Annotated in this window: 28 protein-coding genes; 10 read left to right on the top strand and 18 right to left on the bottom strand. The window is 60.1% G+C overall.

From position 1 onward, the window contains the following. Positions 1–43: 43 nt before the first annotated feature. From IAG25_RS28385 to IAG25_RS28370, 4 genes are all read left to right on the top strand, one after another. Entirely contained in the window at positions 44–1075 is a 1032-nt protein-coding gene (locus IAG25_RS28385; protein ID WP_187607775.1) for a PRTRC system protein D, read from the top strand. Further along, positions 1072–1401 carry a hypothetical protein gene (locus IAG25_RS28380; protein ID WP_187607774.1) on the top strand — a complete coding sequence of 110 codons (330 nt, stop codon included), beginning with the start codon at positions 1072–1074 and terminating at the stop codon, positions 1399–1401. The genes IAG25_RS28385 and IAG25_RS28380 overlap by 4 nt, the downstream gene beginning before the upstream one ends. 155 nt (positions 1402–1556) lie before the next feature. Beyond that, positions 1557–1700, top strand: coding sequence for a hypothetical protein (locus IAG25_RS28375; RefSeq protein WP_187607773.1), 144 nt, complete (start codon positions 1557–1559; stop codon positions 1698–1700). Continuing rightward, a complete protein-coding gene (locus IAG25_RS28370) occupies positions 1697–1933 on the top strand; it encodes a hypothetical protein (RefSeq protein WP_187607772.1) in 237 nt (78 codons plus the stop codon). Before IAG25_RS28375 ends, IAG25_RS28370 begins: the two co-directional genes overlap by 4 nt. Before the next feature lie 390 nt (positions 1934–2323). Here the strand turns inward: IAG25_RS28370 and IAG25_RS28365 are convergent, their stop codons facing one another. From IAG25_RS28365 to IAG25_RS28345, 5 genes are all read right to left on the bottom strand, one after another. After that, complete coding sequence (locus tag IAG25_RS28365) at positions 2324–3406, bottom strand: DUF7146 domain-containing protein (RefSeq protein WP_187607877.1); 1083 nt, start codon at positions 3404–3406, stop codon at positions 2324–2326. Positions 3407–3659: 253 nt separating this feature from the next. Then, entirely contained in the window at positions 3660–4202 is a 543-nt protein-coding gene (locus IAG25_RS28360; protein WP_187607876.1) for a single-stranded DNA-binding protein, read from the bottom strand. An 11-nt stretch (positions 4203–4213) separates the two neighbouring features. Further along, complete coding sequence (locus IAG25_RS28355) at positions 4214–5005, bottom strand: hypothetical protein (protein ID WP_187607771.1); 792 nt, start codon at positions 5003–5005, stop codon at positions 4214–4216. A gap of 10 nt (positions 5006–5015) precedes the next feature. Further along, positions 5016–5450: a hypothetical protein gene (locus tag IAG25_RS28350; protein ID WP_187607770.1), complete on the bottom strand. Its 435-nt coding sequence runs from the start codon at positions 5448–5450 to the stop codon at positions 5016–5018. 108 nt (positions 5451–5558) lie between these two features. Then, positions 5559–5858 (bottom strand): hypothetical protein, encoded by a 300-nt coding sequence (locus IAG25_RS28345; RefSeq protein ID WP_187607769.1) that lies wholly within the window; start codon positions 5856–5858, stop codon positions 5559–5561. Between the two features lie 198 nt (positions 5859–6056). Between IAG25_RS28345 and IAG25_RS28340 the strand changes: the two genes are divergently transcribed. Then, a complete protein-coding gene (locus IAG25_RS28340) occupies positions 6057–6707 on the top strand; it encodes a nuclease-related domain-containing protein (RefSeq protein WP_309243978.1) in 651 nt (216 codons plus the stop codon). On the opposite strand, the gene IAG25_RS28335 is transcribed toward IAG25_RS28340, so the two are convergent. After that, complete coding sequence (locus IAG25_RS28335) at positions 6679–6909, bottom strand: hypothetical protein (RefSeq protein ID WP_187607768.1); 231 nt, start codon at positions 6907–6909, stop codon at positions 6679–6681. The two genes, IAG25_RS28340 and IAG25_RS28335, sit on opposite strands and share 29 nt — an antisense overlap. Before the next feature lie 277 nt (positions 6910–7186). On the opposite strand from IAG25_RS28335, the gene IAG25_RS28330 reads away from it, so the two are divergent. The 5 genes from IAG25_RS28330 (at position 7187) to IAG25_RS28310 (ending at position 11561) form a co-directional block, all read left to right on the top strand. Beyond that, on the top strand, positions 7187–8419 hold the full coding sequence (locus IAG25_RS28330) for a hypothetical protein (RefSeq protein ID WP_187607767.1): 1233 nt from the start codon (positions 7187–7189) through the stop codon (positions 8417–8419). Positions 8420–8490: 71 nt separating this feature from the next. Next, positions 8491–9672 carry a FlhC family transcriptional regulator gene (locus IAG25_RS28325; protein ID WP_187607766.1) on the top strand — a complete coding sequence of 394 codons (1182 nt, stop codon included), beginning with the start codon at positions 8491–8493 and terminating at the stop codon, positions 9670–9672. 21 nt (positions 9673–9693) lie between these two features. Further along, positions 9694–9864, top strand: a complete 171-nt coding sequence (locus IAG25_RS28320; RefSeq protein WP_187607765.1) for a hypothetical protein — start codon at positions 9694–9696, stop codon at positions 9862–9864. Between the two features lie 3 nt (positions 9865–9867). After that, positions 9868–10242 carry a hypothetical protein gene (locus IAG25_RS28315; protein WP_187607764.1) on the top strand — a complete coding sequence of 125 codons (375 nt, stop codon included), beginning with the start codon at positions 9868–9870 and terminating at the stop codon, positions 10240–10242. Between the two features lie 209 nt (positions 10243–10451). Then, positions 10452–11561, top strand: a complete 1110-nt coding sequence (locus IAG25_RS28310; protein WP_187607763.1) for a CAP domain-containing protein — start codon at positions 10452–10454, stop codon at positions 11559–11561. 649 nt (positions 11562–12210) lie between these two features. On the opposite strand, the gene IAG25_RS28305 is transcribed toward IAG25_RS28310, so the two are convergent. The 12 genes from IAG25_RS28305 to IAG25_RS28250 all read right to left on the bottom strand — a co-directional run bounded on the left by IAG25_RS28305 (position 12211) and on the right by IAG25_RS28250 (position 25605). After that, on the bottom strand, positions 12211–13518 hold the full coding sequence (locus tag IAG25_RS28305) for a hypothetical protein (RefSeq protein WP_187607762.1): 1308 nt from the start codon (positions 13516–13518) through the stop codon (positions 12211–12213). A gap of 15 nt (positions 13519–13533) precedes the next feature. Then, entirely contained in the window at positions 13534–14148 is a 615-nt protein-coding gene (locus tag IAG25_RS28300) for a type 4 pilus major pilin (protein ID WP_187607761.1), read from the bottom strand. Positions 14149–14158: 10 nt separating this feature from the next. Further along, the gene (locus IAG25_RS28295; protein ID WP_187607760.1) at positions 14159–15277 is read right to left on the bottom strand and encodes a type II secretion system protein; all 1119 of its coding nucleotides are present in this window, start codon (positions 15275–15277) and stop codon (positions 14159–14161) included. A 12-nt stretch (positions 15278–15289) separates the two neighbouring features. Further along, positions 15290–17008, bottom strand: a complete 1719-nt coding sequence (locus tag IAG25_RS28290; protein WP_187607875.1) for a GspE/PulE family protein — start codon at positions 17006–17008, stop codon at positions 15290–15292. A 714-nt stretch (positions 17009–17722) separates the two neighbouring features. Beyond that, positions 17723–18283 carry a hypothetical protein gene (locus IAG25_RS28285; protein WP_187607759.1) on the bottom strand — a complete coding sequence of 187 codons (561 nt, stop codon included), beginning with the start codon at positions 18281–18283 and terminating at the stop codon, positions 17723–17725. Positions 18284–18317: 34 nt separating this feature from the next. Next, positions 18318–19598 carry a hypothetical protein gene (locus IAG25_RS28280; RefSeq protein ID WP_187607758.1) on the bottom strand — a complete coding sequence of 427 codons (1281 nt, stop codon included), beginning with the start codon at positions 19596–19598 and terminating at the stop codon, positions 18318–18320. Between the two features lie 19 nt (positions 19599–19617). Continuing rightward, the gene (locus tag IAG25_RS28275; RefSeq protein ID WP_187607757.1) at positions 19618–21216 is read right to left on the bottom strand and encodes a type II secretory pathway protein; all 1599 of its coding nucleotides are present in this window, start codon (positions 21214–21216) and stop codon (positions 19618–19620) included. A 5-nt stretch (positions 21217–21221) separates the two neighbouring features. After that, positions 21222–21881: a toxin co-regulated pilus biosynthesis Q family protein gene (locus tag IAG25_RS28270; protein WP_255504011.1), complete on the bottom strand. Its 660-nt coding sequence runs from the start codon at positions 21879–21881 to the stop codon at positions 21222–21224. Positions 21882–21886: 5 nt separating this feature from the next. Further along, positions 21887–22309, bottom strand: a complete 423-nt coding sequence (locus IAG25_RS28265; RefSeq protein WP_187607756.1) for a lytic transglycosylase domain-containing protein — start codon at positions 22307–22309, stop codon at positions 21887–21889. Continuing rightward, the gene (locus IAG25_RS28260; RefSeq protein ID WP_187607755.1) at positions 22306–23565 is read right to left on the bottom strand and encodes a hypothetical protein; all 1260 of its coding nucleotides are present in this window, start codon (positions 23563–23565) and stop codon (positions 22306–22308) included. Before IAG25_RS28260 ends, IAG25_RS28265 begins: the two co-directional genes overlap by 4 nt. Then, positions 23562–24362 carry a transglycosylase SLT domain-containing protein gene (locus IAG25_RS28255; RefSeq protein WP_187607754.1) on the bottom strand — a complete coding sequence of 267 codons (801 nt, stop codon included), beginning with the start codon at positions 24360–24362 and terminating at the stop codon, positions 23562–23564. Before IAG25_RS28255 ends, IAG25_RS28260 begins: the two co-directional genes overlap by 4 nt. Continuing rightward, entirely contained in the window at positions 24355–25605 is a 1251-nt protein-coding gene (locus tag IAG25_RS28250; RefSeq protein WP_187607753.1) for a TrbI/VirB10 family protein, read from the bottom strand. Before IAG25_RS28250 ends, IAG25_RS28255 begins: the two co-directional genes overlap by 8 nt. Positions 25606–25607 lie beyond the last annotated feature (2 nt).

The raw sequence follows: 25607 nt of genomic DNA, 5'->3' as shown, positions 1-25607 counted from the left end.
ACAGGCAGATAAATAAACGAACTGATTCACCTCTGGAGGGAGAATGAACGCACTTAAGACGCATGCACCCGTCCTCGCTGTCGACGTGGGATATGGCAACACCAAAATCGCTTTCCGCAACGGCTCAGACGTGTCAACGTTTATGTTTCCGTCGCTGACACCGCCGTACAAGGCGCATACGATCGCAAAAGAGAGCGCTGGGCTGATTACCACGCCCAAGACGGTCGCGGTAGAGGTCGAAGGTAAGCGCTATCAAGTTGGTCCGGGCATACTTTTGAGCTCACGCAACGGCGATGCGGGTGCCACGCTCAACGACGACTATTGCACTACGTCGAGCTATGCCGCGCTGCTGGCTGGTGCTTTCCATTTCGCAAACGTCGCGTCGGTCGATCGCCTGGTTCTCGGCCTGCCGATGAGGAACTTTCACACGCACGTGGCGCATCTGCGGAGTGCGTTCACCGGCAACAATGCGTACGGCCAAGTCGAATTCCATGTCGGAAGTGTCATTGTGCTGCCGCAGCCTCTCGGTGCATTGGTCAACTTCTCGCGGTATCACGAGTTCGACAAAGAGGACCCACACCTCATCATCGACGTCGGCTACTTCACCACGGACTGGGTAGTGGCGACTGGGCTGACGATCGACGAAGAGCGCAGCGGCGGTCATCACAGCGGCGCGTCTCACTACTACGAAGCCATCGCCGCTGTTATCAAGGAGAAACTGCATATCGACACGCAGGGAATTGAGCGGATCGATAAGGCGCTACGCACCGGATCGACGCTGCTGCTCAACGGGAACGACTACAACCTGCAGGAGTTTCTGCCTGGGGCGCAGACGGTCATCGACGCCGCGGTCAAAGCCATCCAAGCGGGCGTGAAGAACACAGTGGACATTCGCTCGATCGTTCTCACTGGGGGCGGTGCGGCTCTCTACAGGCACGAGATCCAGGCGCGCTTTCCCCACTTGAGGATCGACCATATGACAGATCCATGCTTCACAAATGTCAGGGGGTTCCTTGCCGCTGGCGAGGCGACGCTGCTGCGCGATAAGAAGCGCAAGGAAGGGGTGCCCGCATGACAGGCGCTTTGGAGATCAAGGTAACAATCAGCGAAATCGCGACGCCAACGCTGTTCGATGCTTTAGTTGCGATCTCCAACCCTCGGCAACGCGCGGCACTCCTGAAACGGCTGGCCGAAGAAGCTCTACGAGGCAGCGTCTCGGGTTCTCGCGTCTCGTTGAATCCCGGCATTGCCGACTCCGCCGGGGTCTCGCCAAGCAGGGAGCCAACCATCCAGCCTCACATCGGCGAGGCGGTGGTCGCTGTTCCGCGAAGGGAAGCGCACAACGAAGCCGAGCCTGATTTCGACTACGCGTTTCTCGCTGAGAATTTAAACCTAGAATGACCCGGCGATCGTAACAAGAAGGCACACTTGCTTAATTGCCAGCGATTCTCGTCCGTTATCCGATTCGTGTGTGATCATCACGGCGACTTGACATGGATTGAATGCTGGCAAGATAGAAACGTATCGACTAGGCCTGCAACGGCGACGGAGAAAACATGAGCTTGTTGGACAACTTGGCGCAGATCGACTGGACACGAGACGTCCGCATGTGGATCTTGGTCGCCGCAGGGCTGGCCTTGTGTGAGGCCGCGTTCCTTTTCAGCCACGCGATCAAAAATCGTAAGCAACGGGGAGCATGATGTACGCAAAATTCATGGCATTACCGTTTGTGACCCGGCGCATCATCATCGCGGCCGCGTCGTTCTTCTCGATGTTCTTGATTGTCCATCTGCCGAAAAACGGATTTAGCGAAACGTTGTTGTTCGCGGCGGGGCTCACCTTGTTATGGTCGGTGGGTATTCTGATTCCTTTCCTAAAAATACTGTTCTTCGTGTTGAAGTGGCGTTTGAGCTACGTCGTGCGCTTCAAATAGTCTCAGAGTGACGAGGTAAAAAAAACCCCGACCAATGGTCGGGGTTCGTTTTAACGGGGTGCTCAGTGCAGCAGAGACACCCCTTGTGCGCTCGCCTGTCGACGAATGCAGTAAAACCAAGCAGTGTCCAACGTAACGCCCTGCTTCTCCAGTCGGGCATGACCGCCTCTTTTTCGGTCAATCACGTCATAGGCTTCCGCCTCCGACTTCCCCACTCTGACCGAGCCGTTCTCAACACCGGACGTTGCCACAATCTCATACCGGCCAACAATCATGCTAAAGCTCATTTCCTCTTCTCCATTGGAAAAGCTCGGGCGGATTGCGGCCCCGGTTGGGGACAAATCCCCACCGGGCAAAAGTTACTGTTAGCGGACTGGACGCCGCCAAGAATCAAAAATGCAGTGCTTCGTGCAACTCGCGGCGCACTACCACAGCAGACGTGAGGCCGTGCGCGACGTGAGACGCACACCACTCGTCGGCGAAGTCGGTCTCCCGCTTCTTCGGCCGATGAACCATAGCCGTGTACCCTTCAGCGCGAAGCCGCTTTGCAAGCTTCAGGGCCGCATCGACGCCTGGCGACTTCCTGGTACGTGGATCGACCGCATCGAAGTCCGCGAAGATATGGACGACGCGGATGCCGAGGCCGTCTGGTACAACGAAATCGGCGAGAAGGATACGATTCAGGCAATACCAGACCGGCACACCAAACAGCATGTGCGCGGCATAGGCCGTCTCGAGACCCTCCGCGACGCCAATTTCCCCGTCAACCGGATGCATCAGCCGGACTGCGCCGCCGTTGAGCTTATGAAGCGTCACGTCGTTCAGCTTGGCCGGAAGGATCTCGCCATCGTTAGTAACGATCGACGCTTTCCCCGGTTTCGAGCGTTCAAGGAACGTGCGATGCAGCGTGCCGAGACGGCCGTCCGGCAACGTGAATCGAGCGAGGATGCCCGGCCACTGACCAATGACTTTCTTTTCGTGCCGGTAGTCGAGCATCGCCATGCGCAGTGCTGCGGACGGCGATGCTGTCAGACCCGGAACACGTTCGCGCAGATACCGCGGAACGAGGCCATCCGAGCCGACCTGCGTCGCTCGATCCCACATCGAGTCGAGCCGCTTGCGCGCCCACTCCGGATCGACCTTTCGGCCAGGCGCCGGAGCCGCCGGTTGCGCTCGGTTTTGCCGTGCGTCAGCCAGACTGCCACCTTCGAGTTCAATCATGAGTTCGCGGAAAGTCATGCCGGCGGACTTGCAGATAAGCTCGAAGCCGTCGCCGGCTTTTCGGTCTCCGTCGTTGCATTTGCGGCAGACCCAGTCGCCGCGGCCGCGGTTGTTGTCGTATGTGAAGCGGTCGTTTCCGCCGCAGATGGGACAGGGTGCGCCCTTCCCGGTCAACGAGCTTTTGGGCACTCCGTACTTCTGGAGCAACGCAACCCACTGTTCCGGGGACAGCTTGATGTCCTTGATATTCATTGGCACTCCAGTTGTGGTGTGGTTGAGGTCGATGCCTGAACAGGCGGTGAAATCGTGCTCAAAAAAAACGTCCGCCTTGCGCAAGGCGAGATGGCGGGCGGCTTTTTTCAGCAAGGGAAGCGAAAAGGCGGGGGTAGCGACGTTTGAGCGGGTCGCGTAGGAAGACACGCTTCGTTGCTTCGCCGACCGTTTTCCGGTTCGACGAAGCAACGAAGGTGAGGAAAAACTGGAAGCGAGGTGAGCTCTTACAGGATCAGATGGCAGCCCACTCACGACCCATTAGATAAGGCCTGAAGGGTATGTCGTCGTCCACATCTGCGAAGCCACCGCCTCCACCATACGACGTCGATTGCGGTTCGCGATTCGCCGGCGCGGGGTTGCCCGATCGCGGCTGCTGCGAACGTTCTTGACGTGCAGGGCGCTGACTCTCGAAACCGTCGCTCGAAGAGCGATCGCCAGAGGCCCGGCCTCCGAGCATCTGCATTTGATCCGCCACGATCTCTGTCGAATACCGCTCTTGCCCGGCTTGGTCCGTCCACTTGCGTGTGCGGATTCTCCCTTCCATGTACACCGACGAGCCCTTCTTCAGGTATTCGTTGGCGATTTCAGCCAGCCGACCGAAGAACGACACTCGATGCCATTCGGTCTGCTCCTTCATCTCGCCCGATGCTTTGTCTTTGTACCGATCGGTCGTTGCGAGCCGGATATTCGCGACTGCATCGCCGCTCGGCAAGTAGCGCGTTTCCGGGTCGGCTCCCAGGTTGCCTACGAGGATGACCTTGTTCACTGATGCCATAAAAAGCCCCTTTAAGATTTCTTCGAAATAGACCAAAGCCACTTGTCCCACAGCACCTGAGCGCCGCTGGCATCCAGCTTGGGCCGCCCACGTGCGTCGACTGCCGGCACCTTGGTCTTACCGACACGCCTAACTTCCACATGATCGCCAATGCGGCAGGCCGACTCTGCGATCGCGTCGCGTAGGCCCTCGCCTTGCAGGACGTGTGTCTCGCCGCGATGCTCGAGCGTTACGCAAAATGATTCGTATGTTTTGCCAGGGCGCTTTCCGTCGGGGAATCGCTTCTCGCCCCACTCTTTCAACACACCGTATCTCGCGCGTTCCTTGCGTCGATGTGACGACTCAGCGGCACGCGGCGGCGTCGATACAATAGCGTCTACAATTTCCACCTTTGGCCGGGCGTCGCCGAGGGCAACCGGTCGAGCGCGTTCGGTGTCGACCGTCCGGCTGGCAGGTTCGTCTGGTGACCGAGCGCCCTTGACAGCAGCCGCAATGGCCTCTGTTAGCGTGCCCTTGTGCTCGTGCAGCACTTCCCAGTGCGGCGCGAGCGCTGGTATCAGCTTCAAACCGACAGCCGTTGGCCGCAGCTCGTAGTCGAAGGCCGGACGAAACTGCACAACGACACCGCCTTCATCGCGAAACAGCATCGGTTGGCCGGCGATCGCGATGTGCCGCTCGTTGGGACCGCCCTTTCCAACCTCAACCGGGGATGAATGGCTTGCGGGATAGTCACTGCCACGTTGCGTCTGGGGCGTCACACCGAAGAGCGCTCCCAGCAGTCGACTGAATGTTGATGTGCTCATAGTTGAGCTCCTAGAGCAGCGTGCCGAAGCACTCGCGACGCACCTCTTCCATGTCGCGTTTGAGCAGTGGGTTGCTCAGGATGACGTCTTGCAGGATCTCGGGATCGACGCCGTTGATCTGGCACACGAACCGGTATGGCAAGGCGCCCTTCCAGAACTCCATGACCCAGCCGAGGGTAGCCCGGTAGTCTTCGAGTTCCATTTTCTTTCTGTTTTTGAGCCGCTCGCTGAACAACGCAGCGCAGTCCATCAGAGACTCGGGCATGTTGTCGCCGCGTCTGCTGTCAGTCGCGAGACTAATCAGTGCGTCGACCATCTTGTCTTTGACCGCCGCGCTCCACAGGTGCGGATCGGGCAGCGGGTCAGGCTTGGCCTGGACACGCGTAATCGGCGCTGCGGGAGCGTCGAACATGTCCAGTTGCCATGCGGCTACTTCTGCTTGCATGGGAATCTCCGGGTGAACGGGAACCCATGCCCCGCACCGGGATGGTTCCCGTTGGGGTGAGGGGTCAAGACCGCCCGGGCGGGCAGTCTTGACATTCAGGCGTAGCGACTAGTCGTCGGTGCCTGTCTTAAGTGGAACGACCACTGCGGACTTTGCGTACTGACGCTTGATATGCGTGACGTTGTCGTCGGCGGTAGCCAGAACGGCAGCGGCATGCGCAGGAGCTTTCGCATCCTCGACTTTCTCCTCCTTCAATGCCGACTTGATGGATCGCTTGATCCACGAGAAGACAACGAACAAAACGAACAAGAAAGCGAAGAACGAGTGCGCAGCGAGCCACAACGCAAAGCTAACAGCGACCAACCAACCGGGCGATTTCATCGCCTTGAGAACCAACTGCTTCGGCATTTTTTCTCTCCAGAAAAAAGACGCACTAGGGGATGTCCAGCCAATACAGCGCTGGATGGTTTTCGATGCTCGGGTGAGCAGGGAAAAACGGCGCGCGGAGAGACGCTTTCGTCACGGCTCACTAAGGCGTGGCGAAAGCAGCTCTATGCGGGAGACAGGGATCAAGCGCGACCGCGAGTTCTCGCGTGGCTTCGGTCGATGCGTCAGAGACGCGGGGATGCAGAGGAATTTACGCCGGTGTCGCAACTAGAGAGGCGCGAAAGCTCGCAAAAACATGGCGTCTTTCAAGAGACGACAGAGTTACTGCGCATAACGCGCCTTGACTACGTTAGGAGGGTGTCAAGCTGGTACAGACAAACCGACGGGACACCGCAATGCTTTTCGAAATCCTGGCCGCGGTCGGCCGCTACAATGCGTATCGGCATCTCGCAAAGGGTTCTAAGTTCCGCCCCTCGAGGCGCAGCTTCGACGCGATCGGCGCTGCCGGGGGGCAACCGACCAAGCGAAGCATCGCAAAACCCTGTACTGGCTCTGCGGGAACGACTTCTACTTGCACGAAGGCCCGCTCGCTATCAAACACGCACCAGGACCCAGTTCCCGACCGCGGAGATCGACCACCTCGCCGTGACGCCTTTTGGCGTCTTCATTTTTGAGACCAAGCACTGGTCCGGCCACATTGCCCCTTCGACCGCCAACGGCTACCACACGCACAGGCGCGGACGAACTGGCCGAAGACCGACGTTCCCTGAACCATCAACACCGCAAGGTCCGCTTTCTCCGTGCCGAGTTGCCACCGAACTGGCCGGTGATCGGAGCCGGCCTATTCGCATCCGCGGACGCGGTCCTTGATGCCCAACTTCCCTTGGGCCTGATCACGCTCGATCACCTGCCCCAGTGGCGTCGCACCAAACGAGACCTCCTCGATGGCGTCAAGCCTTTGAGCGTTGAGCATGCAATAGCCGCTGTTCAGATGTTTGCCGACGGATCGAGCGCTGCAACATAAGGTCACCGTCAGCAAAACGTAAATAATGGGGTCGCATGCTGCAAACATCGCAGGTCCTTTTTCTAGGTATTCCGTTTCACTTATGTAATTAAAGTCTTACAGAGTTCTTCCGTTAAACGTTTGCGGGCTGCACCAAAAAAGTGCCGCCTTATCTTCGGCGGGCTTAAAGAGGGATAAAAAAGTGCCTCTTTCCGCTCCGTCCGAACCTTACCGACCGTTACTCTTTGTTACCGAAGTGCAGACGGAAGCACCAGGGCAGTCGAGAGACGCCTGCGGCGCGACAAGCAGCACCGGGGGGTGCTGTAGCAAAATCTGGAGAGAAGAAATGCTGAACGGCGAGACGTCCAAGAACACCCCAACGAAGCAAAACAACCTTCCTATCAAGATCGATGACGAGGACTTCAATGAATTCATGGTTCCTCGTGACGATCACAGCCGTGTCACCCGCGCGAACATCGAGAAAGCGGCGCGCGTGCTCTTCGGCGCAGAAGAGGAACTGATCGCCCGCCTGACCGACGCCATGATGGCGGTTGCGGAATCGCGCGAACGGATTGCCGCTGAAATGATCGCCCTCGGCAATCAGTTGTTTCATTGCCACAACCTCGTGCGCAACAACATGACCGCAAAAGCCGGGGACAGTCGAGCCACGCGCAATCGTGCCGCCAACCTGGCCTACGACTTCTTCGATAGAGCCATGAACATCAAGCATTCCGCTGCGCGCAGTTACATGCGTTGCTACGAGCGCTTTGGCGACAACACCGAGGCGATCCGCATTTTCAACGTGGGCGAGTTGGACATGTTGAAGGCCAGGCACATCACCGACGCGACGATCAACGAGCTCATGGAGAAGAAGCAAAGCAACCCAGACATGACGCGCGCTGAGATGAAGAAGCTGTTGGACGAACTGAAAAACCGCGACAAGGCGCTGGTTGATGCTGAGAATCAGCTTGAAAACGTCGCCTCGTTGCTGGAAGACAGTAAGACGGAGTTGTTCCTTGCTGGAAAGGAAGTCGCCCACCTCAAAGAGGAACTAGCAGCTAACGCGCGCGCCTTGACTGCAAAGCAAGAAGACTTGGCGAGGCTCGATGACCTTCTGACCCGCCGCACGGCAGGTCTGAGCAGCATGGAGAAGGACATTGCCGACAAGGACAAGCAGATCGCGCAACTGCGCCGCGCCTTCGATAATCAGAAGCCCGTGGTAGAGATCAAGGAGGTCATCAAAGCTCCTGAAGGCTTCAGGACAATCAGCGCTGCGGTTGAGGCCAAGAACGCCGAACTCGCTGAAACGGAAAATGCGCTTGATGCAACGAAGCAGCAACTTGAATCGCTGCAGCAAGAGCGAGACCGCCTCAAGGCGTCCATTGACGCGACCCAGAAGGTACAAGAGTCATTGACGGCTGCAACAACGTCCTACGAGAATTTTGCGGGCAAGTTGTCGTCGGCGCAATTGGCGATGCAGGCCTCCAGCAATCCTGCGGAGCATCGCCCGTTGATCGAAGCGCTGGCTGGAATGTTGCGCAAGTCGCTTGTCGAGATCGACACGTGGCTTTCGCGATAACGATAAATAAACGATAACCCTGGACGGTGCGCGATGCGCGCCGTGTTGTACACAAACAATAAGAATTAGCGATGGCCATCAATACACTAAACGCGATCGAGACCAGCCATACTCTGCCCACGTTTCTTGCAGAGAAGATCCAGCGCGCGAATTACTCTTTGACCGACGTGATGCACAGGGTGCTTACCCGGTATGAAGGAGCCGAGGCCGTGCTCGCCGTATGCCTCGAAAACATCGAGACGTTCAACGAGCACGCCGCTCCGAAGGCGACGCTAATGAACATGCCTTTTCTGGCGCTTCTGCCAACGCTTCCCAACCCTCGCGACTGGGAAACCTTTGTCGACGACGTGCTGGTCTCGCCGACGGTTGCAGATCTCGCTTCGAACATGCCTGCCGTGGACGGCATGATCAGCCGCGATATTTTCCACTACAACTGCTACTACGTGACGCTGCTGAAGGATGTGCTGCACATGAACATCTTGGCAGCGCCGTTGCTGGGCATCACGTTCGAGCTCGCCGAGTATTTGACGACAAAGCCCATGCGCCAGCTTGAGGCGGCTATTGGCCGGATCAAATTCCCTCTCTTTAGATGGCGCTTCGAAGATACATTGTTCTGGAAAGAGTACTGCACAGGTTGGCTTTCCAACGAATCGGTTGCGCACTACCTCATGCGCACGTCCCAAATTCCGGCGTCGACGTTGCCCTATAAGGACTCTTGGTCGCATCTTCGGCTCGAACGTGCTGAACGCGACGGGTTCGCGCGTCTCTTCATTGCGCAGGGATGCCGTGCGTCCACGGCGGTGGACTTCTTCAACCTGAACCGCACGACGGCGCGCACGATCTACAAGCAAATTCACGGCGTTAGCTCGCCAGTGGGGTGCAGGACTAAGTCGCTCACGTGGTATGTCCAAACGGCAGTCAACAGAGTCCAAGCGACTTTCGTGGTCTGGCTGTACCGATGTGCGCTTCAGAACGGCGCGAATATCCCGGAGGCCCTGATCGCAACGAATGACATCGCGGCGAAGTTGTTCGGTGACGACCTCGTGATCACCGCAGATCGTGCGAACCACCTCGCCGGCGCGATGGCGATGGATTCGAGACTTTCTGTAGCGCCCTGCCGCTCCTGCAAGACCGACTACGTCCTCGCTAACGAGCAAGGAAAGATCGAACTGGCGAAGGATTTCGTGTGTCCGGGCTGCAACTATTCCGTTAAATCACGCCTCGCCTCCAAGCACAAGAAGGCCAGGTCGTAAATCCCACCCGGAGGTTGAGCGATGTCCCATGAATTTTCCGTCGAGGCCGGGCTTATCGTTTTTTCACGCGATGGCCGCGCGCAGTTTGGCTGGCTTGACCTCCAAACTGGCGCGTACTACGGTGAGGCCGACGGCTTGTGCATTGCGGATGCGATCGGCGCCATCGCGTTCCACTCGGACGTGACGCACTGAGCCATGCAGGACTTCGCTTACCTCTTTCGTGACAGCGCCGCCGCGTGGCTCGAAGGCCGCGGCGACGCGCGATTCCAACAGTACGAGAGGCACTACCGCGCAGATCGCGCAACGGTGCAGTCGCAGGAGGTGTTCGACCTTGAGCAAAGCAACATTCGCTTCGCGCAAAGATTCGGCTCTGGCAGGCGGCAGTTCGCGGCCGCGTCGAGAAGCAAAGCATTCGGCGCGCTCGCGACTTTCGCCATTCTCCTTTGGGGCGGCACCGCACTCCTCTCTTCAGTGGGCGCGACACAGCCCGTCGCGGTCGCGGCGGTGCTCGGCGTCGTCTTCGTCGGATTGCGCGTGAAGCACTTCCGCGCCCGTAAGCAGAAGCGATAGCAAACGGTTGCGATCAAACAACGATGCAAATCTCGACCCCTTACCAGGTATTACAATGCCTGCGCCGCCGATTGGCCAACGGCAATTTTCCAACGAGGAAAGCGGTTTCGAGGCTGACTTCCAAGACGACTTGACTTCGAACACCGCTCGATAAGATGAAAGTAAGCAGATCGTGGGGACGACTGCATTAATTAGATCGGAAACAACAAATGACGATTCAGAAGAACTTAAAACTTTCGATGGCTGCGATCGCTGCATCGCTGCTGGTGGCTGCTTGCGGCGGCGGTGGCGGCGGTGACAATGCAAGCTCCGGTGCAGCGCTCGCCTCTGGCGCGAGCACGCCGACTGGCAGTCAAACGACGTCAGGCGTCGCGCCGCGCACGTCGGTCGCGACGCCGAACTACGCGGCTGGCTCGTTCCAGCTCGCGGCGTTCAAAGAGATCAACGCATATCGAAATGCGATGGGCGTTGGCATGCTCAGTCAAGATTCGATTCTCGACACGTCGGCGCAAGCGCACTCACTGTATTTGTTTTCCAACCTCAGTACGGGTGTGATCAGCGTGCTGTCACACAACGAAATCGCTGGTAACGCCAATTACTACGGCGACACGCCGCTCTCGCGGGCACAAAAGGCGGGTGCTCCCACGGCGGAGTTCGTCGGAGAAATCGCCGCTGCGGGAGTCGCAACACCAAACTCATCCGCAGCCGCTGCTGACTGCGTGGGACAAACCCTGGCATCGGTCTATCACTTGGCTAACCTCACGTACAATCAGGAAACTGTTGGGCTTGGTTATACGCCCGGTAGCACAGCTTATCCGATCTACGCCTGCAGCATTGACTTCGGTCAAATGACCGGAGTGGTGGGTACGCCAAGCGCAAACGCTGTTTCGTCGTTTGGCGGCCAGCAAATCGCGCCCACAACAGTCGTTCATTCGCCTTATACCAACGAAAGCGGTGTTGCGCTTGCTATGCGCGCGGAAGCGCCGAACCCGGCTCCGGATGTATCTACCCCGGGGCGCCCGATCCTCATTCGTGTCAATGCCGTCCAAGGCGTCGACACGCTATCGGTGAGTCGGTACACCCTGACGGACAACTCGGGTACGGTCGTCGCCTCGCGCATTCTGATCCCCTCCGCAGCCACGGCCGGATCAAGTACGGCGGTTGTTGCCGACCCCAATAATGGGTTGCCAAGTGGCACTGCCGTATTGCTCCCGCTGGCGCCGCTTAAGGCCAACACGACCTATCAGGTCAACTTCGCTGGTGCGCGCAACGGCGCCGCGCTGTCGGCATCTTGGAGCTTCACGACAGCGGCTAACTAATCCAGCTTACTGACCAACAAACAACGCCCCGTAGTCCGGGGCGTTTTGCATTGCGCTCTACACTACGGTGACGCTACTGCAGCCGATTAACCACCCTGTCCGCCACATGTAATGTTCTCTGCCTGCGGTGCGAAGTCAACGGAGTCCACCGTGCTGTCGGGGTTAACAACGCAGTACATGATGTAGAGATGAGTCAAATCTCCGCAAGCGTCTCCCGAGTTTGTGTATGGTCCATGCGCCATCCACGAAAACGTACGCTTCGGGGGGGCGAAGTTTCTCAACTCTTGGAATCCTGAGAAGTCATAGAATCCCCTTGCAGACATCGCCACGCCGCAGCTTCCGACCGGATCGAACGGTATCACCGGTGGGGGCGGCGGAGCCGGCGGTGGGTTGCATGTATACACCCACGAACTTCCGTTCCAGGCTGGGCCCGCCTCGAAGCCGTATTCGCAACTAGGCGGCGGGGTCATGCACTGGTAGCGATTGCCGCTCTTCTGCCACGAGTACCCCGGATTGCAGCCCGGAGCACGCGGTACGCCTATTGGATTTTGAACCCATTCAGCTCTAGATTCGATCGAAACAGTCATCGTTGCACTCAGCGTCGCCAGCATCGCCAGCGACACCACCGCCTTGGTTCTCATTGTTTTCCTTATTGATTTGCGTAGGTGCAGCCGACGTCTATCTGAGCTTGCAATCCAAGCTGATCGGGAATGAGACTGTTCGCACCATCCGCAAGCACGTTGTAGATTTGGAGGATCCACTGAGACCCGTTCGAGCCCATCGTGTAACGCGCCCCTGAGATAGGCGGATTACGGTTGGAGTAGTCAGTTGTGGTTGACTGCGGAGTGATTCGATACCATGCCGCCCCACCTGGTCCACATGCAGGGGGATAGACTCCCCAACCGTTGTACCAACCGCTGTATTGAGCATCGGCAGACTGATTGCTAACAAGGCTGCTAGCTCCGACCCAGTTGCCGAACTTGTTGCAAACGAAGAGCTGGTTATTTCGGATCGTCACGCCGTTCCACGAACAGTTCGACGCCGCCGAGTTGATGTTTGCAACGGTGGCGTTCACTGTAGTCCCCGTCACCGTGACCGCACTTACCGTACCGTTCGAGGTGACGTTGCCGACGCTGATCGGAGCCGGAGCTGATCCCGAGTAGTTCTGGACATACAGCGTACCTTTGGTACGAACCGCCGCATTCGTGTCGTCGCCATAGTAGATGGTTCCGTTGGCCATCTGCAGGGTGTTACCAGCCGGCAATTTGAGCGTCTTTGCGGTTAGGTTTCCAGCGTTCTGGATGTCCTGATTGTTCGCGTTCATCGTGCCAGTTAGCGGTAACGCGCCGTCACGCCGGTAATAAGGCGAATTACCGTCCGCACCAAAACCGTTGATCGCCAGCACCATCCCAGCCTTGTTACCTACTGGATTAGGCAATGTCCACCCGCCATGAATCCCGGTGACCGTCGCCGGCGCTCGGTTTGTCGAGTAGCCGAACTGCGCTCCCCCGGCGGCAGCTAGGACACCGGCGCCGGCAATGTCGGCCGTCTTGTCCGTCATGCTGATCAGCGGCAGGCTGGAATAGATTTGCGAGGCGATATGGCAATTGCCCGCTGCGGTCGAGCAGTTGTCGGGCACAACGGCCAACGCGATCTGGTAAGTGCCGCCCCAAAACGGCCCGTTCTTGAACGTGACTTTGTTGTTCGACTGCGCGCTCAGTTGCGCCAGCGTCGGCGCGACGATGGGCGTTGACGTCGTCTGCGAATACCCCATTGGAATAAGCGAGGCGTAGTTGTTGGTAATGTAACTGCCAAGCGCCGAATTGATCGACGCGATGTTCTGCCCTTCGATCTGCAGCAGATTCTGGCGTTTGGCAGCGATGTCTTCCTTGATACCCTGTACCGTCAGCAAGGCCGCGCCGACCAGGACGATCAACATCTCAAGAATGCTTCCCATGTCGGCGGTCCGCGATCAGGTACGGGTGGTCCACAATCCCATCGACGCCATCGCGCCGTTCGATGCGCATGCAGTGGCGACCGTCTGCGGGTTGAACGTGACCGTCGGTGAGAAGATCGTTGTGCCGTTGACGGTCACCTGCGTGTAGACGGTGATCAGCGCAGCCGCACTCAGGGAGCAAACCGTCGATGTCACCGGATACGTCAGAATCAGCGAGTCATTCGAGGTAACGAGCGTGCCGACGGCCGCCGTCACCGTGCCATTGAACATGCCCTTGACCGACGACTTGTCCGAGGCGGCGCGCGAGCCCGCCGAATCGAAGGCGTGATTCTGCGCGAGCACCGTGAGCGTCTCCGAGGAAAAATCAGCGTCGTTCTGCGTCGCGTTCAGGATCCCGGTGTGAAACATCTGTGCTTCACTCTTGAACTGAGACGAATGAATCAGATCGAGCACATACTTGCCCCCCGCATAGACGGCGAGCGCGAGCAGCGCGGCGCCAGCCATCACCGCGCCTGCCTCGATCATCGACAGCTCGCCCGACTGCTTTTTCGCGCGGGCAATCTTTAGAATGCGCGCCCGGCGTTCTTTGATCGGGTCGACTTGAACTGCTTGCGTGTTTTCGTTGGTCACTTTCTTTTCCTTAATAGCTTGAAGCGGCGGGATTCCCCGATGTGAGGTTGACGGCACCCGTCACGACGTATGAGCCAATGCCGAGGGTCAGAAACAGTGCAGCGGCAAAGCCGAGCAGGATGAAGTGGGTCATGCGGGCGTTGCGTTTCACGGCTTCAACGACGCGATCGAGCGACTCCCGGCCTAGACTCTTGATGGCCGCTTCGAACTGGTCGCGGCCCGCCGCGTCGGTGATTGTGTCGACGATCGTGATCGAAAAGATGCCAGTGTCGAGCGCCCTCATTGGCTCATCAGAGCGGGCCGTCAAGCGTCGATCCATGATCTTCAGATGCCAGCGCAGCCACGGATCCGCTGTCTTGAGGAGCCTGTCGAGCGCCGCACGGAGCGTGAGGTTGGAGTCGAACAGGCCGGCGAGCGAAACAATAAGGAGCGCCGCGCGAAGGTCGCGGCGATTGCGCCAGAGCAGCGGCATGCGGTCGAACTTATCGCGAAGAGGTCCAGACCAACGCTTCAGGCTCGAAAAATAAGCGAGCACAAGGCCGATCATCGCCGTGAGCGTGAGCCACCAGTATTCGTAGCAAAACGTGTCGACGTGATAGAGGAACCGGCCAAGATCGGGCCATTGGTCGAGCGGCCGGACGTCGAGGACCTGCGGGAAGATGACGCCGCCAAACAGCATGCAGTACGCGTACATGTAGACCAGCAGCAACGCCGGGTAGGCCATCTGCACCGAGGTGGTCGACGACAGCACGCGCTTGGCCTTTGCGGCCATTTCCGCGAGCTCGAAGCCGCGAACGACCGCATCTTCGCGCGAAGACTCGTCAGCGATGTCCAGCAACGCGTACTCGTCGCCGGGGACGAACGGTTTGATTGCAAGCGCGAAGCTCTCCCCGCGCTGCATCGTCTCGCGGATGCGCGCGAACACACGCCACTCGAGCTTGCCTCGCGAACGGCTGCGCTTCTCGTACGTTTCAAGCCGGTCGAACAGCGTCTCGGTGTTGCGCAGGCCCTTCGCGGCGATATCGAGCCGCGTCTCGCGGTAAAAGTCCTCGCGGACTTTCTGAAACCGCCAGCGCGCGACGACCAACTGCTGCCGCACGGGCAGCATCTTTGCGAACGTGGTGATCATGGAGGACTAGGTTTAGACCATCAAGCCATCGACGCCGGGCATCACGCGGTACTGCGCGAACGACTGCATCGAGCGATTGATGAATTGTGGATCAATCAAACCGCGCGAAGCCTTGAAAAGAGCATGTTCATATAGCGTCTTTCCAGTCATATCTGCGTTATCGAACCCGGTACGACGCGCGCCGCGCCAAACTGCGCGTGCACCCGCCCAGTCGCGCTCGGCTACACGCTCCAGAAATTCCGGGGTCGGGCGGTACAGCTCGGCGGCCAGCGACGGGCGCTTCGTGCCACCTGCCGCCTTGCCGTTGCGCGTGAAAAGCCCCTTCAGCCGGCAGTGCTCGCAGCCGTCGTAGTTGCGGCACGCCATCGCCGAGGTGTCGAGACCGAACTTCGTGCGCAGCAATTCCAGATCGGCTTTGGGCATGACGTCTTCGGCCGGCAGCTTGCAGTGCTCGCAAAGCGTCGGAATCAGCTTCTGGTTGCCGACTGCATTGATAAATCCCTCGGAAGCGAGCTCGTCGATCGGCAGTTGCAGCCGCCGGCCCGCCATACGCATCACGGCCGCGATGATGTCGCCGGCGTGCAGCGAGAATCGCACCGGGTGACCGGTCAGCGCGAGTTCCGCGACCAGTCCCATCACGACGCGGTCACGGACTTCCCCGATCGTCAAATCGTCAGGGTCCTGCCGCATCAGCGTTCGAATCACCTCCGCATACTTGCGGTTGGCTTCATCGTCGGTTTCGTCCGGGCGGCGGATGATCGAGTAGTCCGACAGCCACGGCATTGGATACTCGGAAGGCTCGTTCACTGCGAACTGCTTCTTGAGTTCCCGATCTGGCAGCATGTACGAGAGGGCGCGCAGCGTCGTCGTCTTGCCCGAACCCGTCTCGCCAGTGAGCGCCGTAATGCCGCCGCTCACATAGTTGAGCGTCTCGATGAGCTCTAGCTGGCTCTTCTCCAGGCCCATGTCTTTCGGCAGCAGCACCGAATAGTTCTTGAAGTTGCCGTCGAGCAGACGCAGCGTGACGTCATACCCGCCCACCAGCGGAGACGACTGCCAGCGCAGGTTGACGGTGTCCGTCTTGACCACCAACGGAATCATTGCCGACTGGGGCGCGGTCGGCTGGAAGCTGTTGCCCGAGTTCGTGTTGCGCTGAACGAGATCGCTGTACGCGGCAAACAAGGCGCGACGAACGATGGCCTTCGGCATGCGGCTGAACGTGTACATGTCACCGTTCACGCGAAACCGAACTTCGACTTCGTTGTGAAACTCGCGTGGCTCAAAATGAATGTCACTCGCGCCGTATACGTGTGCGGCCTCAACAATGTCCCGGAAATTGCCGATCGCGCGGCTCGCTTCGCGGACTGTGCAGTTCGCGGACGCCGCGGCCTTACCCGAGTAGATTGCGGCGATCACGGCATCGGTTGCGATCATCTCCTCGCGCACGAGTATGTCGTTGGCGCCCAAGTCCTTGATGAAGGTCGCGTACTGCGCCTTCTCGGCGAACCGTGCGGTGGCCACCGTGATGGCCACGCCCGGTTGCAGTTCAACCGCGACGAATTCCTTGCGCGCGGCCGCGGGAATCCGCAGCGCGGCGTCGTCATCCGCCACGGTCAGAATGCGCTTGAAGTCAGGAAGTGAATCGGGCGATACGAGCTCCGGCCGCCCTGATGACAACCCACTGCCCTCAAGCTGTTCTTCGTCGTCCGCTGGCTGTTCTTGCTCTGCCATCGTGGGCGCGGACATGGACTTTTTCTCGTCCAAGGCGATGAGCCGCTGAGGCACCTCCGGTTGCTTCTCGGAAGCACGCGAGTTGGCGTTTGCACCAGCCGCGAGGCGTGTGTCAGAAGGCGCAACGTCCGCGGCAACGTTACGATGCCCAAGGGTTTCCGACGGCGCGGCCATCGGCTGCGGCTCAGGCCGCGCATCGTAGCTCGGTTGGGCAGCTGCTGGCGCCGCTTCGGCCGTTGGCACGCCATGCACTGGTTCGCTACGCTCCCTGGCCGCCATCGCCGCAGATATACTCGCGAAGGTTGGCCGTGCGAAGCTGGGCGGGACAAACGGGCGAAATGGCACGTCATCGTCGGCCGCATGCACCGGAGCTTCGGATCTCTCAGGCACCGCCTGCGCCGGCGAGTGCCAGTCATCGCCAACCTCTGTGCTCTCGACGTCCTCAATGTCGCCCCCCGACAGCGCGCGACCGAGAAACGTGACTTGGGGATTCACCGCGCGCGTGCTCACCGGCGACGCTTGCTCCGCCGCCAATTCGGCAGTTCTATCTCGCCGCTTCCGTTTTCCGGCAACAGGCTCTGCGGAGGCGAATTTCGGCTCCGCAGCAATGCCAGGCTCAACGAAGCTCGAGCGCGGAGCGCGGAACCGCTTCAGGAAGCCACCACGCGGAGCGTCTGGCGTACCCTGCTCTTCATGTGCGAACAGACCCATTGCTTATTTCCCAAACGGTACAAAGGTGGAAGCGGTCGATGAGACACCGCCCGGAGGAAGCGGCGAGGACAGATCAGTGATCGCCCTGACGGCCGGCGAGTCTGGAATCGCGGCGGGCGCGTCGGAGGGCGCTGCGATGGTCTCTGTCCAGTGGCGCTTGCCGTCGACAAGATTGACGGTGAAGCCGTCGACGGAGGCGACAGTCCAACCGTTGAGCAAGCGGCTGCCGCTGCGCGCGGTATAAGTCGTGCCTTGATAGTCATACAGCACGTAGGAGCCCGACATGTCGGAGTACGCGCCAACGAAGGTTGCTGGAATGACGCGCTTGAACGGGACACTGGGCTTGTGCTCAAACTTGGGCGCGGCTGGTGGGGCCGCCGTCACCGCCGCGGGCGTCGCGCCGAGTGGGGAAGCAAGGCCAACGCCGCTGCCCGGTGCCGCTGCTCCGCCTTGACCACCTTGCGGACCCCGCATCGAGTCGACGAGCTTTGCGCGCGCCAGCTTGTCAATGTCGTCCAGCGTGAGATGACTTTCCTGCGAAACCGCCGCGCCGGCGACGAACATGAGCGCACCGAAGCAGGCGGCCCGTGCTGGCCACTTAGTTGAGAACATAGTATTTACCCTTCGCAGTGAAATGCACCCCGGTACCGTCCTCTTTCAGCTCAACGTCGAGGGTGTCCAGTGCCATGTTGTCGGGCAGCCGCGCGAGCAGTGCGCTTTGCCACTTGTATCCGTCGATCTGCCACGTGCCACGCTGCACGAGCGGCCCCTGCACTTCGCCAGCCATCGGTTGTCGCGCAATGAGGCGCTCGGCGGGCCTGATATCAACGACGTAACCGTGGCTATCGAGCGTGTCCGGCTTAATCGAAAGCTTTTGCGGATCGGTCTGCAAGGCCTTGATGAGTGCCTGCTGAGTCGGCCACGTCTTTTGCTGGGCGAGCGCGACACGTTCAGCGACCGTTACTTCAGGCCCACGCGCGGTCAGATGCCAACCGTCCGGGTTGAAGAGGACCGGTCGCAGCGACTCCGGCGCGCGTGCGTCGAATTCCTTGAACGTTCCGCCCTGCCGCTTGTAGGTTGTGATGCAGGGACCCGCGATCGTGCAGGACGCTTTTTGAAACTGCCATCCTGCGACGTTGGTTTCCTGCGCGCCAAAGCTAGCGAGCAGCTTGGGTGCAAGCTGATTGGCAAGTGGAGCAGGCGCGGCCAGCGTGCGCATGACAGCCGACTGGTATTCCTGCATGAACGTCGGCGGGGGTGCCGGCGGCGGAGGCGGCGGGTTGAGCATCTCAATCAACTGCTTGCCGCCGAAGAACACGGCAGCGAGGATGACGAGCAACGGCACCGTCGTGGGCACCGCCACCGGGACCTTCTTGATTAGCCCGACCTTGCGCGCAACGAGCAGCTCGCGAAGGTCGAACGACTCGTCGACCGCGTGCAGCTGCGCGCCGTAACCCAGGGTCGCCAGTTCAAGCCCTGCTTTCGCGCACCCGTCCTCGATCTCGTCTCGCTTGTCGGCAAGCGCATTAAGTGCTACCTCCTGATCGAGCGAGACAGCGCCGCGCTGCACGAGCACCAAATGCACGCGCTCATCGTTCTGTATGAGAACGAGTACCGCCGGACGCCGACGAACGCGGTCCAACGACGCGATACGCGCCGCAGCAGAGTACAGCTTGCCGCCCTTGCGCTGCGCATGTTCAAGTTCGCAGAACCCGACGATGGTCTCGTCATTCGCCTTGTATTCGGTGTAGTGCGTCGCACCGGACTCCTCGACGTAGTGTCGGCGTTCGGCGCGGGCGCCCTTGGCGGAGTAAGCGCGCCAATCCAGCCCGAATACGAGCTTCGCGCCCTTTTCTCCCGGTATGGATTCGAAGTGCATAGGGATGCTTACCTCGCGCTCACATCGACGGGACGACAGTCGCCGTCAGCATGATCACTTGGAACGTCCGGCTCTTATTCCATGCGCCCGACAAGCCGCCAATGCCGTTGTTGCTGTTGCCGTCGTAGCGATTGCTCACCGCGCCGTACAGCACGACAGTCTGTCCATCGGACAGCGCAATGGTCTGGTCGTCCTTATTGCCGAGGATGTCAGGCAACTGGATCTGCTGCAGCGTGGCGCCCGAACCCGTGCTGATGGTCGTGAACGGGCCGTTCAGCTTCGAGCTATCGCTCCAGTACGACAGGATGATCTGGTTGTGGTCGTTGACCGACGGCAGAATGTTCACGAAGTCACCGACCGTGACGGATCCCGGCTGCAGACCCGGTACGCCCGCGCTACTACCGGCGATCGAGCCAACGCTCGGCGTGGTGGCTGCCAAATAGCCCTTCGTCTCGAATGAACCGATGGACACGGGCAGGCCGTTCAAAGTCAGCTTCGTCTGGGTGTTGTCCTGCACCGTCTTTCCGAATGCGTTGAGGCCGCTGATGATCGCGTTGGTGCCTTCCATCGGCGAGCCGGGCTTCAAGACCGACAGGCCTACGGTGCCGCCAATCGCTGTTGCCAACGACGTCGGCGACGCGACCGTGATCGAATAGCGCTTCAGTCCGTCCGAGATGCGGTTGAACACGATGTCCGCGCTGACGCCTGCTTGCGACGAATTGCTCAAGTCGACTTGCAGCGTACGCACGCGCAGCGCGACCTGACGCGTCGAGATCGCGTTCTCACGCGCGAGCAGCGCGCCCATGCGATCGACGGCTTCCTTGGTGTCGCGAACCATCACCAAGCGGCTTTGCGGATTGACAACGACTTCGCCGAGCGGAGACTTTAGCTTTTCCAGTTCCGACTGGATGATCGCGATTTGATCGAACGTGCCATCGCGTCCGGTGGACGTGATCGACGAGAAAGATCCGGTATTGCCCGATGTGCCGCCCGTGGTACCACCGGACGCCTGGTTACCGGTTGACGTATCCGTACCCTTCGACATCGTCGACTTGATGGACACCTTGCCCGGGATCGCCGCGATCGTGAACGTCTTGGTGACGAACCGGCTGATGGAAATGGTGCTGCCATCAAACGTCCAGTCGAGGCCGAGGTTTTCGGTCACGCCGCGCAGATACTCACCGACCTTGCAGTTACACGCCTGCGCATAGACCGGCTCGACATTCGACTTGGCCAATGCTTGCGGCTGCATCGGGGCACCCTGCCCGTTCCCGCCGTTGGTCTTCGGAATCAGCGCATCGCGCGGAATGAACACATCCGGGCTCAGATGCACCGGATAACCGGTAGCGGTGGAGACAAGCGTGGCGATCTTCGACAGTGGGAGATTGCCGGGGAAGACAACCGACTTCTCGCGGAAGATCGCGGGCAATGTGGCTTCATACGCGACCGGCACTTCTTCAACGAGCGACATCGACTCGGGGCCGTTACCCATCGCGCGGGTGGCTTCCGCGTTGGTCGCGTCATAGGCGTGGTTCACGTCGGATTGCGACACCGCGCAGCCGGTCAGCGATGCAGCCACGAGAATGGCAACGGCAGATTTGATTTTCGTGAGGCGCATGGCGATTACTCTTGGCAGTTGGCTGCGCGTGCGACGACGCGGATTACGTTATTGGTGTGCTTGCAAACCCGCGTGGGCGTGCGCATGTGATTGGTCGCCTGCATCACTTGTGTGAGCACCGACTTGAAATCACCCGAAAAGCTCGCGTTGAACTCCAGCGGCAAGTCGTCGTTGATTTTCCAGGCGAGCTGCCATCCCTGCTGCTGCAGCCAGCGATCGAGCGCATTGCGCAGGTTGACGTCCTGCGGCGTGATCGACAAAGTCAGGACCCCGCCGGGCACCGTTGCGCCGCCTTGCGACGGCACGATGACCGGGGCGACATCCATTGAGCCAACCGGCGACGGAGCGGCTGCACCGGGAAGTGCGACCGGAGCGGGACCGCCGATAGTGGCCTTGGCCGCGGCCGGAGCAGCAGGCGCGGCGGGAGCAGGAGTAGCAGCACGAACGACGGGAGTGACCGGCGACGCCATCGCCAACTGAGCGATGGGAGCTTTCGCGGCAGGTGCGGATAGAAGCTGCCAGCCGTCACCGGGCGGCGGTGCAAGGCGAGACTGGTCGGGGTCCGCTGCTGCAAGACTCGATACGGTCGTGAGTGCCAGACACGCGAACAAGTGAGCCACCATGCGCGCGGCGCGATGCGTTTGAATAGAAAAAGTAGGCGTCATGTCGGTCAATTCGCGCGTTGCAGGCGGCGGTAAATGTTGTTGGCGTAGATGAGCTGCTTGTTCGAGGAAACCGCGTTGTAGGCACCGACCGCTTTCCATGTCGGACCGAACTGCTTGATGTTGGAAGCCAGGATCCATGTCCCCACGTATGCGTTCACGCAGGCGTCGAACAGGTGTTGACGGGTGATGCCGAAGCGGCCCAGTTTTGGTAACCATGACGAGTTGATCTGCATCAGGCCTATGTCCTCGCTCCCATCGGTATTGCGGTTCGTCACATACGGGCGCATTCCGGACTCTTGCTGTGCGATCGCACGCACCACGCGAACGCTGACGCGGTGATAGCGCGCGGCATCGTCGAGACAATCGGCATGCGCGTGGAACGAGACGACTGCAAGGAGCAGCGTCGACACGCGAAGCGGTCGGCTCATGACGCGGGCCGATCGAAGAACCGCACATCGTGCTTGCGCAGCACGTTCACGACGTTCCCGTCTGCGTTGACGATGAACTGGTCGGCGGTGCCGTTGAACTTGTAATAGCGGCCCTTCTGCTCGCCCGAGCCCATGTGCGCCACGTCAGCGACCGTCACCTTGCCGACGGTGTCGGCGAACTTGAAGAACGTCGAGCCGTTTTCATCAAACACGCTTTGCAGCGCGGCCTTGTTCGCGGCGTCGAACTCATAGACGGTTCCCGCGACGCGGGCGACTTCGACCTTGTCGGCGTCGTTGGAGATCGTGAAGCGCTCGGCGCGGTTGAACGTCATCACGCCAGTCGCGTCATCCCACTTCGGGCGCAGCGACTTACCGTCTTGACCGGTTACCTTCAGCTCCGCAGCGGGCTTCACCGAGAACTTGATTTGGATATGGCTGTCGTCACCATCGCGGATCGCCAGCGCACCAAACTTTGCCGCCAGCACGGACCCGGATGCGGCCGGCGCGTCGGCATCGACCTTCTTCGCGATGTCTGCGATGGGGTCTGCCCCTGAGGTTGCGACCGACGCGGCCGGTGCTATAGCAGCGACCTGCGACACCGGCGCGACATAGTTGACAGCCACCGACTGCGGAGCCGAGCGGCGAAGTGTTACGTGGTGAGAGTTGAAATCGACGTCGGCGTACAGGTCGGACGCGGCCACGAGCCGATCAAGCGACTGCATCCAGTTCTCGCCATCGCGCGTTCCGAAGCTCGTCGAAGCCGTCAGATCGATGTCTTTCTGTGCGGACCCCGTCCAACCCTGCGGCACCAGTGCTTTGACCAATTGCGCGAGCGGCAGCGTGGTGTTCAGAGGCCGAGTACTTTCAAGGCTGCTGCGCGGCCCGATGAGCGCAAGGCGGCCGGAGAAGCCAGAAAAGCCGGACGGAGTGTCGCTGTGCGCCTTGTCGCCAATGAAGCGATTGGCCTTTTTCCAGTAAGCCGTGGCGCTCGAGCCGCCCGCCGAGTAACGGATCACCTCGGGCGTACCCGGCACAACGATGTATGGGCCTTGGCTATGTCCACCGTCCACGCGCAGCGACTGCCCGGCGCGCGGCTGGAAATACGTGTCGCTGCCATCATTGAAGACCAGTGCGGGACGCTCTAGCACATTGCCCGCGATCTCGTAGTCGAAGTCGAGCGGGTCTGTACCGGTGGCCGCCGCGTTCAGCGTGACCGCGGCGAGCGCGAGAGTAAGAAGAGAGAGCGTGTGCTTCATAGGCCGCGTTCGATTTGAGAAAGATGCTTCACGAAGCGCGCGAGGTATTCGCGGCCCGGGGCGGGATTAGCACTGTGGTAATACGCGACGGCCTTTACCGCGGAGTGCGTGAGGCGGTAGTTCTCGTTGAGGATGTCTTCTGCGACGCGGATGTTGGTCGCCGGTGCAAGGGCATCCCAGGCACTCGCGAAGCGCTTGCCGTGGTATCCCCAGTTCACTTGCATTAGGCCAATATCGAAGTTCGATCGGCCGTTGCTGATCAGATAGCGGACCGCGCGATACGCGTCCTCTCGGGTGCGAAAGAAGAAACCGCGACCCGCGACATTCAAAGTCCACGGCCATGCACGACCGTTGTATGCGGACTCATTGAGCGCGATGCCAGCGAGAATCTTGGGATCGACCGAGGTGTGCATCGCGTCGAACGGCGCCTGCGCGGATGCGCACGACCAGCCCCCTCGGCGCTCGGTGATGCTCGCTTGGGCGTCATCGGTAAGCGTCGCGGGGCGCAACCAGCCCCCCTTTACAAAGAGGCTCTCGAGGCTGATAGGCGAGCCGTCGATGTTGATCGCAACACCGCCAGTCGTGGCCTCGACCGTTTGGCCCTCAAATCGGTTTGCCCACGCCAGAAACGGCTTGAGTCCACATGCGTAGACGGGTTCGCCGGGCAACTCGACGATCGCGCGTTTCGTGCCGTCATCGACCACGATGCGCGTCGGGCTGATGATCGAATCGATGGTCGCCGCGTGTGCGCTGAGCGCCAATGCAGACAGGCAGGCAGCCGCCCATGCCTTAGTCATGGTATGGCTCCATGACGATGTCCTGCGTCACTTGCACCAGGAACTTCTGGCCCGGTTCGACGGTAATGGTCGGCGGGATATTCTGGTTGCGCTGCATGACGGTCTGGGCCGTCGCTGCCGCGACCTGCCCCGCCGTGTCACCATAAGTAGTGACGCCGTTCGGCGTCGCGGTCGTCGCCGTCTGAGAGCTGCTGTCGAACGCCTTTAGCAGAATCGCCGTAATGAAGCCCGCGCCGAAAATCTTCAGGAAGTGGTTGTTCACATCGCCCGAGAACCCGGCGTAGCCGTTCTGGTCCGCACCCTGCATGCCGTTGAGCGGCACGCTCTTGCCGTTGGGCAGACGCAGACTCGTCGAAGCGACCAGCAAGCGCTCTTGGCCAACTTTGACGTCCGCGCTGTACATGCCATTGATGAACGCGCCCTTCGGGATCATCAAGCAGTCGCCGCCCAAGCTGTCGTACACATCCTCATCGACCATCAACGCCACGCGACCCGGCTTGTCCGAGTTCAGCCCCTCCACCGTCTTGACGTGGATGACGTGCGGCGGCGTCAACGTGCAACCCGTCGACCGGCCATTGAAGGTTGTCCGTTCGATGCCGCCGCGTGAACCCGCATCGCGCAGGAAGGCGCGGTCGCGATCTTCCGGTGCTTGGCCCTGCTTCGCCAAGGCAATCGCCATCGCATCGGGGGTGTTGGCTCCCGCAGCGTTACGGGCAGCTCGTACCTCGTCCAACGAAGGGACGCCAGCGGGCAGTACGCCGGTCGCCGAGTTCGCCGAACGCGACGCGCCTGCCTGCTTGAAAATCGAGGACGTGTAGATCGCGTCTTGCGCCGCTTGGCGGGAAAGCTCGCGCGTGTCCGTGCTCGAGCCTTTGACTTCCTCCTGGAAGTCCGCACCGGTTAGCATCGGCTTGACGGCGGGCTTCGGAGTCGCTGCTTCAGACGCTGCATGCGCGGCAGCCTCTGACGCCGCTGCGTCGCGCTGCTGACGGATCATCTGGTCGATGTCGTTGTTGTTCGCGGCAGTGGGCGCTTCGGTACTCGATTTAAGCGCGGTCGCCTTCTTAATGCGCGCGTCTTCGTCTGCCTTGTTCGTCGCCTGCAGCTGATAGTAAAAGCCGAGGCCCCCGATGACGACCGCAGCCAGAATGCCGATGCTCATGATCGCATTGCGGGGCGTCTTGCCTTTGACGAGTGCTTCTTGCTCCGCGCTGGGTGTAGCCGAGTCCGGTTTTTTCGCCACGA

Source organism: Caballeronia sp. EK (assembly GCF_014384845.1).
In the GTDB taxonomy this organism is placed as follows: Bacteria; Pseudomonadota; Gammaproteobacteria; order Burkholderiales; family Burkholderiaceae; genus Caballeronia; species Caballeronia jiangsuensis.
Note: the sequence above shows the minus strand (reverse complement) of the source record. Positions and strands in the feature narration are given on the sequence as shown.

Bases quoted from the DNA above. Each gene is read 5' to 3' on its own strand.
- IAG25_RS28305 (WP_187607762.1), bottom strand. From the start codon at position 13,518: ATGGGAAGCATTCTTGAGATGTTGATCGTCCTGGTCGGCGCGGCCTTG.
- IAG25_RS28370 (WP_187607772.1), top strand. From the start codon at position 1,697: ATGATGTACGCAAAATTCATGGCATTACCGTTTGTGACCCGGCGCATC.
- IAG25_RS28265 (WP_187607756.1), bottom strand. From the start codon at position 22,309: ATGAGCCGACCGCTTCGCGTGTCGACGCTGCTCCTTGCAGTCGTCTCG.
- IAG25_RS28355 (WP_187607771.1), bottom strand. From the start codon at position 5,005: ATGAGCACATCAACATTCAGTCGACTGCTGGGAGCGCTCTTCGGTGTG.
- IAG25_RS28275 (WP_187607757.1), bottom strand. From the start codon at position 21,216: ATGCGCCTCACGAAAATCAAATCTGCCGTTGCCATTCTCGTGGCTGCA.
- IAG25_RS28325 (WP_187607766.1), top strand. From the start codon at position 8,491: ATGGCCATCAATACACTAAACGCGATCGAGACCAGCCATACTCTGCCC.
- IAG25_RS28350 (WP_187607770.1), bottom strand. From the start codon at position 5,450: ATGCAAGCAGAAGTAGCCGCATGGCAACTGGACATGTTCGACGCTCCC.
- IAG25_RS28295 (WP_187607760.1), bottom strand. From the start codon at position 15,277: ATGATCACCACGTTCGCAAAGATGCTGCCCGTGCGGCAGCAGTTGGTC.
- IAG25_RS28385 (WP_187607775.1), top strand. From the start codon at position 44: ATGAACGCACTTAAGACGCATGCACCCGTCCTCGCTGTCGACGTGGGA.
- IAG25_RS28285 (WP_187607759.1), bottom strand. From the start codon at position 18,283: ATGTTCGTCGCCGGCGCGGCGGTTTCGCAGGAAAGTCATCTCACGCTG.
- IAG25_RS28255 (WP_187607754.1), bottom strand. From the start codon at position 24,362: ATGACTAAGGCATGGGCGGCTGCCTGCCTGTCTGCATTGGCGCTCAGC.
- IAG25_RS28360 (WP_187607876.1), bottom strand. From the start codon at position 4,202: ATGGCATCAGTGAACAAGGTCATCCTCGTAGGCAACCTGGGAGCCGAC.
- IAG25_RS28260 (WP_187607755.1), bottom strand. From the start codon at position 23,565: ATGAAGCACACGCTCTCTCTTCTTACTCTCGCGCTCGCCGCGGTCACG.
- IAG25_RS28345 (WP_187607769.1), bottom strand. From the start codon at position 5,858: ATGCCGAAGCAGTTGGTTCTCAAGGCGATGAAATCGCCCGGTTGGTTG.
- IAG25_RS28330 (WP_187607767.1), top strand. From the start codon at position 7,187: ATGCTGAACGGCGAGACGTCCAAGAACACCCCAACGAAGCAAAACAAC.
- IAG25_RS28335 (WP_187607768.1), bottom strand. From the start codon at position 6,909: ATGTTTGCAGCATGCGACCCCATTATTTACGTTTTGCTGACGGTGACC.
- IAG25_RS28310 (WP_187607763.1), top strand. From the start codon at position 10,452: ATGACGATTCAGAAGAACTTAAAACTTTCGATGGCTGCGATCGCTGCA.
- IAG25_RS28340 (WP_309243978.1), top strand. From the start codon at position 6,057: ATGCGTCAGAGACGCGGGGATGCAGAGGAATTTACGCCGGTGTCGCAA.
- IAG25_RS28380 (WP_187607774.1), top strand. From the start codon at position 1,072: ATGACAGGCGCTTTGGAGATCAAGGTAACAATCAGCGAAATCGCGACG.
- IAG25_RS28270 (WP_255504011.1), bottom strand. From the start codon at position 21,881: ATGACGCCTACTTTTTCTATTCAAACGCATCGCGCCGCGCGCATGGTG.
- IAG25_RS28365 (WP_187607877.1), bottom strand. From the start codon at position 3,406: ATGAATATCAAGGACATCAAGCTGTCCCCGGAACAGTGGGTTGCGTTG.
- IAG25_RS28280 (WP_187607758.1), bottom strand. From the start codon at position 19,598: ATGCACTTCGAATCCATACCGGGAGAAAAGGGCGCGAAGCTCGTATTC.
- IAG25_RS28290 (WP_187607875.1), bottom strand. From the start codon at position 17,008: ATGGCAGAGCAAGAACAGCCAGCGGACGACGAAGAACAGCTTGAGGGC.
- IAG25_RS28320 (WP_187607765.1), top strand. From the start codon at position 9,694: ATGTCCCATGAATTTTCCGTCGAGGCCGGGCTTATCGTTTTTTCACGC.
- IAG25_RS28375 (WP_187607773.1), top strand. From the start codon at position 1,557: ATGAGCTTGTTGGACAACTTGGCGCAGATCGACTGGACACGAGACGTC.
- IAG25_RS28315 (WP_187607764.1), top strand. From the start codon at position 9,868: ATGCAGGACTTCGCTTACCTCTTTCGTGACAGCGCCGCCGCGTGGCTC.